Origin of the sequence: Roseovarius sp. MMSF_3359 (assembly GCF_030733385.1) — a bacterium.
Classification (GTDB): Bacteria; Pseudomonadota; Alphaproteobacteria; order Rhodobacterales; family Rhodobacteraceae; genus Roseovarius.
Window position 1 is genome coordinate 346963 of record NZ_JASHJC010000001.1, and the last position, 13634, is coordinate 360596.

Below are 13634 nucleotides of genomic sequence, written 5' to 3' on the forward strand. Positions count from 1 at the left end.
TGGCTAAGTATGAGCAGCGGACAATCTTGCCCGGCGCGACCCAGCAAGGAAGATACCAGCGCCCAGAAGACAGAGCGCATCGACAAAGATGACATTGGCCTCTGCGCCCATAATCGCTTCGCCCCAGGAAATGCCGCCAACCTGCAGGCGCAAGAGCGGCAGGCACAGCAACCCGACCCCGAGACCTCGCCGCAGGTGCCGCGCCAAATGCCGGGGCGGGTCGGATCGCCGCAAGAAGCAGAATGCAATCACCAGAAACGATGACGCCAGAAAGGCGGTGACGACCTGGTCCATCGGATCACCCTGAAACTGCGACAGGAAAAAGCCATAAGCCGCGCCCGTCATCGCAAGGGGAAGGCCCCAGACGACCGTCTGAAATACCCACGCGGCCCCGGACCATATGGGCGCGTCGCGGCGGCGCAGCCATAAGCCGACCCCGGAGACAATCGTGTAGGTCATTGCCGCCCCCAAAGCGGCCCAGACAATCCGGGAGGCTTTGCCGGCAAAATTGCCAAAATGCAGCGGCGCGGCGAGTTCGGCCAAGGTATTCCCGACCGAAGGAGCCGCCCCGACAAGGTGTGATTGCCCCTCGAACGCGCCGGTGGCCCCCGAAAACTCGAGCGAGACGCCGCGCACGTCGCCTGGCGCCGTGCCATGAAACGTCTCGACGATGGCATCCGCGCGCCCGGCATTGTGAATGTTGATGACGGCAACAGGCGCCTGGGCCATCTGGTGCGCCGCAGCCAGGATGCGATCGAGGTCGGCGGTTGCCGCGGGCGCGGCATTATCGGCCCTTGGCGTGCCGATGACCGCGTCGAGTGCGGCGCGTTGATCCCCGCCAAATGCAACCATGGCCACGACCGGCAGTCCAAGCGACACGGCAAAGCTCAGGAAGGCGCCGGTGAAGGCCAGCAGGATCGCGAAGGGCAGGGACCAGACCCCGGCAAGGTTATGGGCGTCCCGGGCGGAGACGATCCGTTTGCCGGGCCGCTCGGCGACAAAGAGCTCCTTGAGTATGTTGCGATGGATCAGTACCCCCGTGAGGGCCGCCACCAGCATGGCAATGCCCAGAACGCCGGTCAGGTAGAGGCCCCAGCGGCCCGGAACGTGCAGGCGAACATGCAGATCGACCAGGAAATCCTTGAGCGCGTCCTGCGGCCGGGCGGCGGACAGGTCGGCCAGGAAACCGGTTTTGGCACTCACCACAGATCCGTTGACCGGATCGAGCAGGTATTCGCGCCCGAATGTTTCCACGCCGCCGCCATCAATCCGCGGCCTGGCACCGCCGAAGAACAGGCGAAGCGTGCCCTGCGGACCCCCGCCTATAATGACGTCTTCTTTCAGCGTCGCGGGCACCTGCGCCGCAATGCGTTGGTAATGACGATCGACGGGATGCGAGAAAAGGTCGGCTCGCGGCGCCGTCGTGTTTGACCAATCGCCAATCTCGTCGGAGAAGACAACGATGGTGCCGCTCAGCATGACCGCGTAGAGGAGCAGCGACAGGGCAGTTGCCAGCCAGCCATGCAGGGCAATCAGGCGTTTGGTTTGGAGGGCGTCGCGTGCCATTCCAGCTTCTCAGAAGATGATATTGGTGACGATGGCGAGGACGCAGAAAGTCAGCATAAGCAGATAGATGCGGGCCAGCCTCGCCAATTGCGCCGACGCTACGGGAAGGATGATCAGCACGGCCCACATCAGCGGAAAGAAGATGACCGGCAACACCAGGTGATTGACACCGCCGCGTCCCGCGGGAAGGGCCAATGGCAACGATGCCATCAGGAGTATCGACAAGACAAGCGCCGCCGGCCCTGCGAGGAACCACCTCAGACCCCGCGCATGCCGGTCCGAAAAGGCCCGCACAGGGGTCACGGCTTCGGTGGGATCGGTTGTTTTCAAGGGGAAGTCAGTCATTGGATCTGCCGTTGTCGTTCTGAGGTGGTTGGCTGGCTGATCGCGGTGTCGCGTGGCTGACCCGAAGCTGCGGCTCGGCAGGCGATACCGCCTCAAACCGAATCTGCTTATTTCTGATTAAATTAATTAGGTATTGATCGAAATGCAAAAAATGGTTAATCGCTCAGCGTTGCACCCAGCCGGTTTCGCACCATTGCCAGGTCCGAAAGCAATCGAATTGTCCGCGGCTGGAGTGCATCATGACAAGTCTTCGTTTCATCACAATTTGCGGCGCGTCGGCGCTTGCCGTGTCCCCGGCCCCGGCGCAGGAAACGGGCGATAACTTTGACCTTGGCACCATTGTCCTGCGCGGGGAGTTGCAATCCCGCACCCTGCAGGACAGCCCGACCTCGGCCGCGGTCGAAACCGGCGAAGCCTTGGAAAAACGGGGCGATACAGACCTTTATGACGTGATCGAGCGTACGCCCAATGTCGTCTCATCCTTCGGAGAAAAGGGCTTTGCGATCCGCGGGATTGATCAGCGCGGCGTTGGTGGCGGACAGGGCCTTCTGATTTCAACGCAGATTGACGGCGCGGCGCTGCCCAGCAACCAGGCGACTTTCTTCGGCCCCTATTCCACCTGGGATCTGGAGCAGGTCGAAGTGCTGCGTGGCCCGCAATCCACGCAGCAAGGACGCAATGCCCTGGCCGGGGCCGTGGTCATCCGGTCGAAAGACCCGACCTATGAGCAGGAGTTCAAGCTCCATGGCGAAGTGGGGTCGCGCGATCATCAGCGTCTTGCCCTGATGGCAAACACGCCGCTCATCGACGGAAAGCTGGCGCTGCGGTTTTCGGCCGAACAGGTCCAGAACGACGGTTACACTATCAACCCGACGCTTGGCACCAATGACTATGACGCGCGGGAAATGACCACATATCGCGCCAAGCTGCTCTGGAATGCCACCGAAGATGTCGAGGTGGTGTTCTCCTATTCTCACGTCGACAGTTTCGGTGGCGAAGACTTTGTCGAAGAGCCACCCTTTCCCTCCCGCCGCGTCAACTTTTCAAACGTCCGGGCGAGAGAAGGCTCGGAGCATGACATTCTTGGTGTCCGGGTGAACTGGACCCTCAACGAGATGCTCACGCTGGAGTCTGAGACAAGCTATTACCTGCACGAATACGAACGGGTCGAGGATTTTGACTTCACGGCGGCGGATCTCGGAACGCTGACCGCCACCGGGGACGCGGATTCATTTGAGCAGGATTTGCGGTTGCGGTTCGAAACCGGCGGCCTCAGCGGCGTTGTCGGCCTTTTCTACACCAAGATCGAAAGCAACCGCCCCTCGACGGCGGTTGTCGATCTGGGGTGGTTTTCGGTGGGCGTCCCCAACGGGGTCTTTGTCACCCGCGAGGACACCTTTCCCACCAAGATCGAGAATTTTGCGCTTTTCGGCGAAGCGGACATCGCTGCCGATGGGCTGCTGCCGGGCCTGACCTTCACGGTCGGTGCGCGCTATGACATCGAGAAGTTCAAATTCGCCAACACCTCGACCACCACGCCCGCGGTCTTGCCGCCGGTCAATGTGCGCGGATCGACGGATTACGAGGCATTCCTGCCGAAACTGGGGGTGACCTATGACTTCACCCCGGATCAGTCGGTCAGTTTCACGGTGCAGCAGGGATACCGCGCGGGTGGTGCGCAGGTGAACGGCTTCAATGGAAATCTCAATGAATTCGACCCGGAATTCACGACGAACTACGAACTGGCCTATCGCGGGCAGTTCTATAATGGGGCGCTGAGAGTGGCTGCAAACGCCTTCTACACCCTGTGGCGCGATCAGCAGGTCAGGGTGCCTGGCCGGTCGGGCAACGTGTTGGACAATGATGTGCTCAACGCCGGGAAATCGGAGCTCTGGGGGGCGGAACTGACCGTCGAGGGAGATGCCACCGATAACCTGAGCCTCTTCGGGTCGCTTGGATATGTACAGACTGAGTTCCTGCGCTTCACGACCGGCGGCGTCGACTTTTCCGGCAACGAATTCCCGGGCGCACCGCAATGGACGGCGGCAGTGGGCGGCAGCTATGCGTGGGATAGCGGTGTCACCTTGAGCCTCGATACATCCTACACCGGCGCCAGTTATTTCGATGCGGCAAACAATGTGGGCAACCGAAGCGATGACCGCTGGTTGGTGAATGCTCAGGTTATGTACGAAAACGATTACGGCTGGCTGACAGGGGTCTATGTGCGCAACCTGTTTGACCGCGACTACGCGGTGCAGCGCAACACGAGCGCCACCGGCACCCAGGTGCGCACCGGCGAGCCGTTGACCGTTGGCGCCTTTGTCACCAAGACATTCTGAGGAGGCGGCGTGGACTGGATATCTGTTTTCATTTCTCTCGCCGCCCTTCTGTGGCTGAGTTGGCGCGACCCCAAACGCCGCCGCGTGTTTGGCCTGGCGCCTTTGACGCCGACGCCGCCGCCCGCCTGGCCGGGCTGGGCGTTGGTCTTTGTCCCTGCTGTTTTTCTGCTTCTGTTCGGCACCGCTGCGGGCGTGGTGATCTGGATGGGCTCGGTCTGCGCCTTTGGGTGGATGGTGGTTGCCATCACGCCGGATCACTGGCGCAGCTGTCGCAGGGCGCTCGACCACATGGGCAACCAGTTCGAGCGCAAAATTCAGAACTGGATGGACTGATGCGGGAAACGACCGAAACGAAACCCTGGAGGGCCCTGAATGGCACCTGACCTGAAAAAACTCTGTTTGCTGATCGCTTGTCTGATCCCGGCGGCACCGGGCCTGGCAGATGAAACGGCGATCGGGGCCAATGTCTCTCTCGAACTGAACGCCACCAAGTCCGGCGAGGACAGTTGCACCCTGACCTTCATGGTCATCAACGGACACCCGGAGCCGATCGACAAAGCCGTCTATGAGACAGTGCTTTTCGATGTCGGCGGGCAGGTGGACCGGCTCACCCTGTTCGATTTTGGCACACTCCCCCCGGGCCGGCCGAGGGTGCGGCAGTTTTCCGTCACCGGCACCACCTGTGAGCAGCTTGGTCAGGTGCTCATCAACGGCGCCCACGCCTGTGCCGCACCTGCGCTATCGGCAAGCGCCTGTGAGACCGGCCTGCAACTTTCGACACGCACGGAAATCGAGGTGACCGGATGATGAGTTACATTGAGCCTATCCGGCAGATTGCCGATCTCGGCGGTCCTGTCGTCCTGATCCTGATCGCCGTCTCCATCGTGGCACTGGCCACCGTGCTCTACAAACTATGGCAATTCACCGCTGCCGGGGTTGGCCGACATCGGGCATTGTCCGACGCAGTTGCGGCCTGGGATCGGGGTGATCGGGCAGCGGCCGCCCGGGCGTTGGACAAATCGCGCAGTTACCTGGCGCCCGTGGTCGATATGGCGCTGAATGCCTCGCCTGAGGACACGACGCGCCTTGAGGCGGAGGCGGAAACCCGGTTTGCCCGGCTCGAATCCGGATTTCGGTTTCTCGATTCCGTGGCGCAGCTTGCCCCGCTTCTGGGTCTCTTTGGGACGGTGCTTGGTATGATCGAGGCGTTTCAGTCCTTGCAGGGGGCCGGTGCACAGGTTGACCTGTCGATCCTCGCAGGCGGCATCTGGGTTGCATTGCTGACCACCGCGGTCGGGCTCGCTGTCGCGATGCCAACCGCACTTGTGCTCAGCTGGTTCGAAGGCCGCATGGATGCCGAGCGTATCACTGCCGAGCGCGCCATTGCCACCATCCTGCACCCCAATGGCCGGACCCCGGTCGAAACCGATGCGGCCCAGGGCGCATTGACCCGTGCGTAAGCGGCGAGAGCGGCGGCGGCTGTCACTGACATCCTTGATTGATGTCATCTTCCTGCTGTTACTTTTCTTCATGCTGTCTTCGACCTTCTCGCGCTTTGCCGAGGTCGAGATCGCAGCAGCGGGGGGCGGTGGCACATCGACGTCCGAGACGCCGCCGATGTTCCTGCGCCTTGCGGCGGAGACGCTGAGCCTGAACGGGCAGGCACAATCGCTGGAAACCTTGCCCGACGCGTTTGACCCGCCGCAGGCTGAGGCGGCGGCAACACCCGTCCTCATCAGCCTTCAGGACGACGTCAACGCGCAGCGCCTTGCGGATCTGTTGATCGTTCTGCGCGGGGTGGGCGGCTTGCAGGTCACGGTGCTGGGCTCATGATCAGACGCAAGCGACAGAAGACGGTCCGGGAACCCACCATCGCGCTCATCAACGTGGTGTTCCTCATGCTCGTGTTCTTCATGGTAGCCGGGACGGTGGCGCAGCCATTGGACGGCGATCTGCAACTTGTGCAAACTGCCGATCTTGAGGGCCGCGCGCCCCCTGATGCGTTGATCGTTCATCCCGACGGCACGCTCAGTTACCAAGGCCAGCCGATTGCCGACGCGGCGGCCTTCTATGCCAGCCAGCCCGACGAGGAACGCGACATTATCCGCATCGTGCCGGACCGCGATCTGCCTGCCGCGCAATTGGTTGCAGTGGCCGGAGAACTGCGCGGCCTGGGTGCGAAAAGCGTACTGCTTGTCACCGAAAGGGGGGTGAAGTGATGCTGACCTCCTCGCGGCCCGTGAAGATGATCGCCCTTGCCTCGGCCTGCGCGGTTCATGCGGCGATTCTATGGTCGTATTTCGGCACATTGGAAATCGAGATGGAGGGTGCTGCCGGGTCGGTCGAAGCCAGCCTTGGCAACAGTTTTGCCGACATGGCCCAGGGCAGCATTGCCGCCGAAGAGGTCGAGGAAGTGACCGAAGCTGTCACACCGGAGGAACTGGCAGAGGTCAATCCGCCCGACCCCACCGAAGTGGTGACCCCGGAGGCCGCCGTGACACCGGAGCCGCAGACCGTGACACCGGAGACCCAGGCGATGGAGGTCCCCGAAACGCCGCTGCCGCAGGTCGCGCCGGTACCCGCCGAAGTGCCGCAGGTGACGGTGGCCGAGACACCGCCGGAGCCTACGCCGGATGCGCCGCAGCCCGAGGTGACCGAGGTCATCGAGGCCGAGGATGAGCGCATGGTGACAACATCCTTGCGTCCGAAACCGCGCAGCAAGGAATTCGAAAAGCGTGTGACGCCCAAGAAGAAGGTGGCCAAGGCCGAGCCCAACAAGGCCGCACAGCCCCGCGGCAACGCCCAGCAGAACGCAACCACGGGATCGAATTCGGCTTCGTCCACGCAGAAACAGCAGGTGGCGAGTGTCGGTTCCTCGCGCAAGCAGGAGGCCGGCAACGCAGCGGCTAGCAACTACCCGGGCAAGGTGATGAAGAAGATATCGCGCGTGCCAAAGCCCCGTGTCGGAAGCAAGGGCACGTCTGTCGTGGCCTTCACCATCGCGCCGGGTGGGGCGCTTTCGGCGATTTCGCTGGCCCGGAGTTCCGGATCGCCCAAACTGGATCAGGCGGCCCTGCGGGTGGTGCGCAAGGCCGCGCCGTTTCCGCCGCCACCGGCGGGCGCGCGCCGCAGTTTTTCGATCAACATCAAGGGCCGCTGACGCGCTGTCGCAAAAAAGGCGCGGCCCCGTTACAGACCGCGCCTCAGGCAGACGCCCTCTTCCTTGCTCTCAGAACGTCTTGGCCAGGGTAAACTTGAAATTCCGTCCCGGAGATGGCCGCGTGGACAGCCGGGGTTCGTATTGCTTGTCGAACACATTCTCGACCCCGATGCGGAACTCGGTGTCTTTCCAGACGCCGTTCCGAGGGGCAATCGTGGCCCGCAGGTTGTGGATCACGAAGCTGGAACTGCGGGTGCCGTTGATCTCGATCGCGTCATTGGCAACCACCTCCCAGCTCAGGTCATAGGTGTCGGCAATCCGCTTGCCCACGGTCAGCCGCAGGCTGTCCGCCGCCTGGTTGCGCCAGTCCTGCCTGACCTGGGCGGCGGTTGTCTCCTCGCCATCGGTGATGTTGGCATTCACATCGAAGTAAAGGCCGTTCTGCATCGCGTAGGAGCCTTCAAATTCGATCCCGCGGGTCTTGATATTGTCGAGCGGGACAAAGACGGGCGGCCCGAACGGTGCCGTATTGACGACAAACGAGGTCACGTCCCAGAGCTCGGTCTCATAGAGGTTGACCTTGAGCGCGAGCTTGTCGCCCGACCGGAATGCGCCGGTTTTCTCGTAGGAGGCGCCGATCTCGTAAGTTCTTGATTTCTCGCTCTCTTCGATCCGTGCAAGATTGTCCAGATCGTCGATCGGCGGCAGAACTTCGGTATAAGCGGCGCTGCCGAAGATGGCGAAACCGTTTGCGAACGCATAGCGGAGCGAAACGCCCCCCATCAGCGCCTCGTCGGTGAACCGGCCATTATTCGGTGCGGTCGAGCCCTGGATTTCGGACGTTTCATAGCGGATTGCCGGCGTGACGGTGAATGCGTCGCTGAACGACATTTCGTTGACCGCGAAGATCGCCCAGCGATGATCGTCACCGCCCGGCGCCGAGGAGGCGTCCAGCCGTTCGCGCTGGATATACTCGACACCGGCCACAAGGTCATGCCCGACGCCACCGGTGTCAAACAACGCCCGGTTCTTCAGGGTCACGGTGGTGGTTTCATACCGATGATCCGCATCAAGCAACGGAATGGGCGGCGAAAACGGCGTCGGGGTCTGCTCGATCTCTTCGTTGGCGTAGGAAACCTGGAATGTCAGGTCGATCAGGTCGTTATCCGACGGGTTGAACCCGTATCTGACCATGGCGGTTTCGCTCGTCACATCGCGGTCGACATTGCCGAAACCGACACCGAGGCCAAACGTGTCGTAGGGGACATCGAACTGTGTTGAGCGGGTGCGGGTATACGATGCGGTCAGTGAATGGGCGTCATCCTCGCCAAAGGTCAATTTGCCCTTGAGCAGGTATGAGGGGTCATCGACGCCCCCGCCTGCCGGGTTGATCGGCTGACCCCGGCCGTCTTCCTGAATGCCGAGGTGACGCTCGGTGTAGTTCACGAGAAATTCGAGTTTTTCGGTGGGTTGCCACGCCAGGATGCTCGAACTGGTGATGCCCTCGCCGTTGGTCTGAAACTCCAGCGTTTGGCGAAACCGTAGCCCAACCTCACCGCCGGTGAAATCCGAGGCATCCTTGGTCTCCAGGCGAACCACCCCGCCGACCACGCCGGAGCCATATTCGAATGACCCCACGGTGCCGCGGATGACCTCGACCTCCTTGTAAAGCGCCGGGTCGGTGAAGAGCTGGTTGCCGATCCGGTACAGCTCTTCGCTGCCACGGGTGACACCATCAACCTGGATCAGTACTTTCTGATCGGTGCCGAAGGTGTCGTTGGCGCCATAGCCACGGATGTTGATCCCCGACCCCTGGGCGGTGGCGCCGTTCACCAGGGAGACGCCCGGGACCGAGTCGATCAGCTCCGCCACCGTGCCGGCCTGCCGGTCGTCGATCTCGGTCTGATCGATCTCGGTGATGGCCGTGGCGGTATCGGTGCGCAACTCCCGTTTGCTTTCGCCCAGGGTGATCGTGCCCAGGAATTCGCCCTCACCCTCCTGCTGCGCCATGAGGGGCAGGGACGTGCCCGTCAACAGGCAAAGGCTTGTCGTCCCCAGCACGGCCAGGCGTGCTTTCCGCGTCATCAACATGTGTTCTGTCCTCGCAAATCATCGTGATACCGATTTGCTTGCTGGATGCTGGCGCGGTCTTTTTTGCTCCCAATTTAGGGGCGTTAACTTTTATTGACTTGTGCGGCCCTAAGGAATCATACTAAAAGAGTCAAGAATTTTAACGCTGAACTCCCGGCGTTGCCTCAGCCACATCTGCGTATCCGGATGAAGCCATCATTTTTCTCTGAAAGAGGGTGCTATGGCTGAAACCGCAATCCTGGGTGCCGAAGAAATCCGAGCCGCCAAATCTGAAAACCTCAAGCTGCGGGCGCGTGACCTTGCCGACAAGCTGAAGATCAGCGAGGCCGAACTGGTCGCGGCCGATTGCGGTAAGGGGGTGACGCGGGTCGATCCGCATCCCGACCGGATCATGTGGGCCGCACAGATCCTGGGGGAGGTGATGGCGCTCACCCGCAACGATAGCTGCGTGCACGAGAAGGTGGGAATCTACGACAACTACCACCCCGGCGCCCATGCGGCGATGGTCCTGACCGACGATATCGACCTGCGGATTTTCCCGTCACACTGGAAACACGCCTTCATGGTCGAGGCCCCCACGGATGCAGGCACGCGCCGCAGTCTTCAGGTTTTTGATGCCGCGGGCGACGCGGTACACAAGATTTTCCTGCGCGATGCGTCGAACCACCTTGCGTGGCAGGACCTGCGCCATGATCTGCAACTGGCGGATCAGTCACCCGAGTTGGAGGTTGACCCGCGCAAGCCGCCCGAAGCGCCGAAATCCGATGCAGGCAAGGCCGAAATCCTGCGCAAGGAATGGAAGCGGATGACTGACACGCACCAGTTCCTGCGCCTGACCTCCAAGCTCAAGATGAACCGCCTTGGGGCCTACCGCGTCGCAGGCGCGCCCTTTGTCCGTGCCGTGGAACCGGCCGCGGTCAACCTGGCGCTCAAGCAACTGGCCGAGGACGGGACCGAGGTAATGGTGTTTGTCGGCAACCGGGGCTGCATCCAGATCCACCAGGGGCCGATCGTGACGCTCAAGGAGATGGGACCCTGGCAGAACGTGCTCGACCCGGGCTTCAATCTGCATCTGCGCCTCGATCACATTGCCGAGGTCTGGGCCGTCGACAAACCGACGCAGCGCGGCGCGGCGGTTTCGCTAGAGGCGTTCAATGACAGGGGTGGTCTGATATTCCAGATGTTTGGCGTCGGCAAGGAAGGCCGCGACAGCCGCCCGGCCTGGCGGGACTTGGTGGCGGGTCTACCCGACCTCAAAACACGGGAGTTCCAGGAATGAAGGCGTGCAAAACTGCGGGTCTCGTACCCGCCATTATGATGTCCTTCATGGGTGCGGCCATCGCCGTCGCGGTGTCGAACACGCAAGCCCAGAGCGGCGACAACCCCCATGCTGAGATTCTCAGCATCGGCGGATCGGTGACCGAAATCGTCTATGCGCTTGGTCAGGAACACAGGCTGGTGGCCCGCGACACCACCTCCGTCTATCCGCCTGAGGCGCATGACCTGCCGGATGTGGGGTATATGCGCGCGCTCTCTCCCGAGGGTGTTCTGGCGGTCGATCCGGCGATGATCCTCTCCGAAGAGGGCGCCGGACCGCCCGAGACCATCGACGTGCTGAAATCGGCGGATATCCCCTTTATCACCGTCCCGCTGGTGCGTGACGGCGCCGGGATCGCACAGAAGATCCGCGTTGTCGGTCACGCCCTTGGCGTGTCGGAGGAGGCGGACGCCCTTGCCGAAGACGTTCAATCAAAAATGGACGCCGCCCGGGAGCGGGCATCTGAAATGGCCGGTACCGAGCGAAAGCGTGTGCTCTTTGTCCTGAGCACCCAAGGTGGGCGTATTCTCGCCTCGGGCTCTGACACCGCCGCGGATGCCATCATCAGGCTTGCCGGGGCCGACAACGCCGTGACCGAGTTCGAAGGGTATAAACCCATGACCGATGAAGCCGTCAGCCGTGCACAGCCGGACGTGATCCTGATGATGGATCGCACGGATGATCATGGCGCGGACAACCGGACGCTCTTTTCGATGCCCGCGCTGAGCCCGACGCCCGCGGCAAGGAACGACGCCGTGGTTCGGATGAACGGTCTTTACCTGCTTGGTTTCGGCCCGCGCACCGCGGAGGCCGTGACCGAGCTGAGCGAAACACTCTACACGCCCTGAGCGATGGTTCAGGTCTGCGAGATCGACATGCGCGCGCCATCCCGGGATCGGTCCCTGCTGGCCCGGCGCGCGCATCTGTGGCTGGCGCTGTTCCTCGCGGCGTCTTGCGTCGCAAGTCTTGCCATCGGCGCGTCGGGCACATCCCTCTGGTCGGCGCTTGGCCGTTTGATTGCCGGTGAGCCGCTGACACAGATGGAGAGGGTGGTGCTTTGGGACATCCGCCTGCCGCGCATGGTCCTTGGTGTGCTGGTCGGTGCGGCGCTGGCGGTGTCTGGCACCGTCCTGCAGGGGCTCTTCCGGAACCCGCTGGCCGATCCGGGGATCGTCGGGATCACCGCGGGGGCCAGTCTCGGCGCGATCAGCGCGATTGTCTTCGGCGCCAGCCTGCCCCTGGCCCTGCGCAGCAGCATCGGCATGTACCTGATCCCGTTGCTCGCCTGCCTCGGCAGTTGGGTGTCGGTTTTGCTTCTGTACTCGGTCTCGACTCGCAATGGTCGCACGTCGGTCGCGACGATGCTTCTGGCGGGGATCGCGCTGGCCGCCCTGGCGGGGGCGTTGGTCGGCGTGATGATCTACGTTGCGGACGATCAGCAGCTGCGTGACCTGACATTCTGGCAGCTTGGATCGCTTGGCGGCGCGACCTGGACCAAGATTGCCACCGCAGGCCCCATCATCGGCGTGGCGGTGATCGGCGCGGTGACGCTGGGCGCCTCTCTCAACGGGATTGCCCTGGGCGAAGCGACGGCATTGCATCTTGGCATCCCGGTCCAGCGCGCCAAGAACCTCGCCATTCTGGCGGTGGCCGCGGCCACCGGTGCCGCGGTGGCGGTCTCGGGCGGGATCGGGTTCGTCGGCATCGTCGTGCCGCACCTGCTCAGGCTTGCAACCGGCCCGGATCACAAACCGCTTCTCGTGAATGCGGCGCTTCTGGGCGGTGGGCTTCTGATCTGGGCGGATGTGCTGTCGCGGGTGGTGATCGCCCCGGCTGAACTGCCCATCGGGATTGTCACGGCCATCCTTGGCGCACCGGTTTTCCTCTGGATCCTGCTGCGCCGCCGGGGGCTTGTGGATCTATGAGTTTGCAGGCGCAGGATATTGACCTCACCATCGGCGGAAAACGCATCCTCAGGGGGGTGGACTTCACCGCCCGGCCCGGAGAGGTGACCGCCATCGTGGGGCCGAACGGGTCGGGCAAGACCAGCCTCTTGCGGGTCATGACCGGGGAGACCGAGGCAGGCGGCGCGACCCATCTGAACGGTCTTCTGGTGACGCGCCGCAACGCACCGCAGCTTGCAGCGATCAGGGGGGTGCTGCCGCAGGCGTCGCGACTGGCCTTTCCATTTCAGGCCCTTGAAGTGGTGCGCGTGGGCCATCAGGCCGGCCCCCATGGCGCCGATCCCGACGTGCCCCACCAAGCCCTGCGGGCGGTCGGGTTGCCGGGGTTCGAACACCGTTTCTACCAGGACCTTTCCGGCGGCGAGCAGCAGCGGGTGCAACTGGCGCGGGTCTTGGCCCAGATATGGAAACCGGTGCGGGGCGGGCAGCCGTGCTGGCTCTTTCTGGATGAACCGGTCGCAAGCCTCGATATCGGTCACCAGCTTGGCATCATGAACCTAGCGCGGGATTTCGCCCAACGTGGCGGGGGCGTCGTGGCGGTCATGCACGACCTCAACCTAACAGCCATGTTCGCCGACAAGGTCGCCATCATGAAAGAAGGCGCGTTTATCGCCGCAGGGACCCCGTCTTCGGTCTTCGACGACGCGAGACTTTCGGACGCCTATGGCTGCGATCTGCGGATCAACAAACGCCCCGACGCGGGAATGCCTTTCATCCTGCCGCAAACTGCCGGCGGTTGAAACGCGATTGCGGGTCGGGTTCTGCGCGGCAATACCCGGGCGGTAGGGGAGGCGCTTGCCCATTGTTTTCGCCCGTCCCCGTGATGAGATCCGATTCTCCGTCGCGCGCAG

The 13634-nt window shown here is 62.7% G+C and carries 14 protein-coding genes; 11 read left to right on the top strand and 3 right to left on the bottom strand.

Going from position 1 to position 13634, the window contains the following annotated elements; translation table 11 throughout:
* Positions 1-3: 3 nt before the first annotated feature.
* Together RBB29_RS01735 and RBB29_RS01740 are read right to left on the bottom strand one after the other, a co-directional pair.
* Positions 4-1566, bottom strand: a complete 1563-nt coding sequence (locus RBB29_RS01735; RefSeq protein ID WP_306113430.1) for a PepSY domain-containing protein — start codon at positions 1564-1566, stop codon at positions 4-6.
* A gap of 9 nt (positions 1567-1575) precedes the next feature.
* The gene (locus RBB29_RS01740; RefSeq protein ID WP_306113431.1) at positions 1576-1911 is read right to left on the bottom strand and encodes a hypothetical protein; all 336 of its coding nucleotides are present in this window, start codon (positions 1909-1911) and stop codon (positions 1576-1578) included.
* A 239-nt stretch (positions 1912-2150) separates the two neighbouring features.
* Here RBB29_RS01740 and RBB29_RS01745 point away from each other — a divergent pair, with 239 nt between their 5' ends.
* The 7 genes from RBB29_RS01745 to RBB29_RS01775 are packed head-to-tail and all read left to right on the top strand — an operon-like array spanning position 2151 to position 7410.
* Positions 2151-4250 carry a TonB-dependent receptor gene (locus RBB29_RS01745; protein ID WP_306113432.1) on the top strand — a complete coding sequence of 700 codons (2100 nt, stop codon included), beginning with the start codon at positions 2151-2153 and terminating at the stop codon, positions 4248-4250.
* Between the two features lie 9 nt (positions 4251-4259).
* The gene (locus RBB29_RS01750; protein ID WP_306113433.1) at positions 4260-4583 is read left to right on the top strand and encodes a hypothetical protein; all 324 of its coding nucleotides are present in this window, start codon (positions 4260-4262) and stop codon (positions 4581-4583) included.
* Between the two features lie 39 nt (positions 4584-4622).
* A complete protein-coding gene (locus tag RBB29_RS01755) occupies positions 4623-5057 on the top strand; it encodes a hypothetical protein (protein WP_306113434.1) in 435 nt (144 codons plus the stop codon).
* Complete coding sequence (locus RBB29_RS01760) at positions 5057-5710, top strand: MotA/TolQ/ExbB proton channel family protein (protein WP_371931404.1); 654 nt, start codon at positions 5057-5059, stop codon at positions 5708-5710. Before RBB29_RS01755 ends, RBB29_RS01760 begins: the two co-directional genes overlap by 1 nt.
* Entirely contained in the window at positions 5703-6083 is a 381-nt protein-coding gene (locus tag RBB29_RS01765; RefSeq protein ID WP_306113436.1) for a biopolymer transporter ExbD, read from the top strand. Before RBB29_RS01760 ends, RBB29_RS01765 begins: the two co-directional genes overlap by 8 nt.
* The gene (locus RBB29_RS01770) at positions 6080-6469 is read left to right on the top strand and encodes a biopolymer transporter ExbD (RefSeq protein ID WP_306113437.1); all 390 of its coding nucleotides are present in this window, start codon (positions 6080-6082) and stop codon (positions 6467-6469) included. The genes RBB29_RS01765 and RBB29_RS01770 overlap by 4 nt, the downstream gene beginning before the upstream one ends.
* Complete coding sequence (locus RBB29_RS01775; protein WP_306113438.1) at positions 6469-7410, top strand: energy transducer TonB; 942 nt, start codon at positions 6469-6471, stop codon at positions 7408-7410. The genes RBB29_RS01770 and RBB29_RS01775 overlap by 1 nt, the downstream gene beginning before the upstream one ends.
* A gap of 69 nt (positions 7411-7479) precedes the next feature.
* On the opposite strand, the gene RBB29_RS01780 is transcribed toward RBB29_RS01775, so the two are convergent.
* Positions 7480-9495: a TonB-dependent receptor domain-containing protein gene (locus tag RBB29_RS01780; protein WP_306113439.1), complete on the bottom strand. Its 2016-nt coding sequence runs from the start codon at positions 9493-9495 to the stop codon at positions 7480-7482.
* Positions 9496-9721: 226 nt separating this feature from the next.
* Between RBB29_RS01780 and RBB29_RS01785 the strand changes: the two genes are divergently transcribed.
* The 4 genes from RBB29_RS01785 to RBB29_RS01800 are packed head-to-tail and all read left to right on the top strand — an operon-like array spanning position 9722 to position 13523.
* Positions 9722-10780, top strand: a complete 1059-nt coding sequence (locus RBB29_RS01785) for a hemin-degrading factor (RefSeq protein WP_306113440.1) — start codon at positions 9722-9724, stop codon at positions 10778-10780.
* Complete coding sequence (locus RBB29_RS01790) at positions 10777-11667, top strand: hemin ABC transporter substrate-binding protein (protein ID WP_306113441.1); 891 nt, start codon at positions 10777-10779, stop codon at positions 11665-11667. The genes RBB29_RS01785 and RBB29_RS01790 overlap by 4 nt, the downstream gene beginning before the upstream one ends.
* 27 nt (positions 11668-11694) lie before the next feature.
* On the top strand, positions 11695-12744 hold the full coding sequence (locus RBB29_RS01795) for an iron ABC transporter permease (RefSeq protein WP_306121093.1): 1050 nt from the start codon (positions 11695-11697) through the stop codon (positions 12742-12744).
* Positions 12741-13523: a heme ABC transporter ATP-binding protein gene (locus tag RBB29_RS01800; protein ID WP_306113443.1), complete on the top strand. Its 783-nt coding sequence runs from the start codon at positions 12741-12743 to the stop codon at positions 13521-13523. The genes RBB29_RS01795 and RBB29_RS01800 overlap by 4 nt, the downstream gene beginning before the upstream one ends.
* Positions 13524-13634 lie beyond the last annotated feature (111 nt).

Bases quoted from the DNA above. Each gene is read 5' to 3' on its own strand.
- RBB29_RS01780 (WP_306113439.1), bottom strand. From the start codon at position 9,495: ATGACGCGGAAAGCACGCCTGGCCGTGCTGGGGACGACAAGCCTTTGC.
- RBB29_RS01770 (WP_306113437.1), top strand. From the start codon at position 6,080: ATGATCAGACGCAAGCGACAGAAGACGGTCCGGGAACCCACCATCGCG.
- RBB29_RS01755 (WP_306113434.1), top strand. From the start codon at position 4,623: ATGGCACCTGACCTGAAAAAACTCTGTTTGCTGATCGCTTGTCTGATC.
- RBB29_RS01745 (WP_306113432.1), top strand. From the start codon at position 2,151: ATGACAAGTCTTCGTTTCATCACAATTTGCGGCGCGTCGGCGCTTGCC.
- RBB29_RS01760 (WP_371931404.1), top strand. From the start codon at position 5,057: ATGAGTTACATTGAGCCTATCCGGCAGATTGCCGATCTCGGCGGTCCT.
- RBB29_RS01800 (WP_306113443.1), top strand. From the start codon at position 12,741: ATGAGTTTGCAGGCGCAGGATATTGACCTCACCATCGGCGGAAAACGC.
- RBB29_RS01795 (WP_306121093.1), top strand. From the start codon at position 11,695: ATGCGCGCGCCATCCCGGGATCGGTCCCTGCTGGCCCGGCGCGCGCAT.
- RBB29_RS01785 (WP_306113440.1), top strand. From the start codon at position 9,722: ATGGCTGAAACCGCAATCCTGGGTGCCGAAGAAATCCGAGCCGCCAAA.
- RBB29_RS01775 (WP_306113438.1), top strand. From the start codon at position 6,469: ATGCTGACCTCCTCGCGGCCCGTGAAGATGATCGCCCTTGCCTCGGCC.
- RBB29_RS01790 (WP_306113441.1), top strand. From the start codon at position 10,777: ATGAAGGCGTGCAAAACTGCGGGTCTCGTACCCGCCATTATGATGTCC.
- RBB29_RS01740 (WP_306113431.1), bottom strand. From the start codon at position 1,911: ATGACTGACTTCCCCTTGAAAACAACCGATCCCACCGAAGCCGTGACC.
- RBB29_RS01735 (WP_306113430.1), bottom strand. From the start codon at position 1,566: ATGGCACGCGACGCCCTCCAAACCAAACGCCTGATTGCCCTGCATGGC.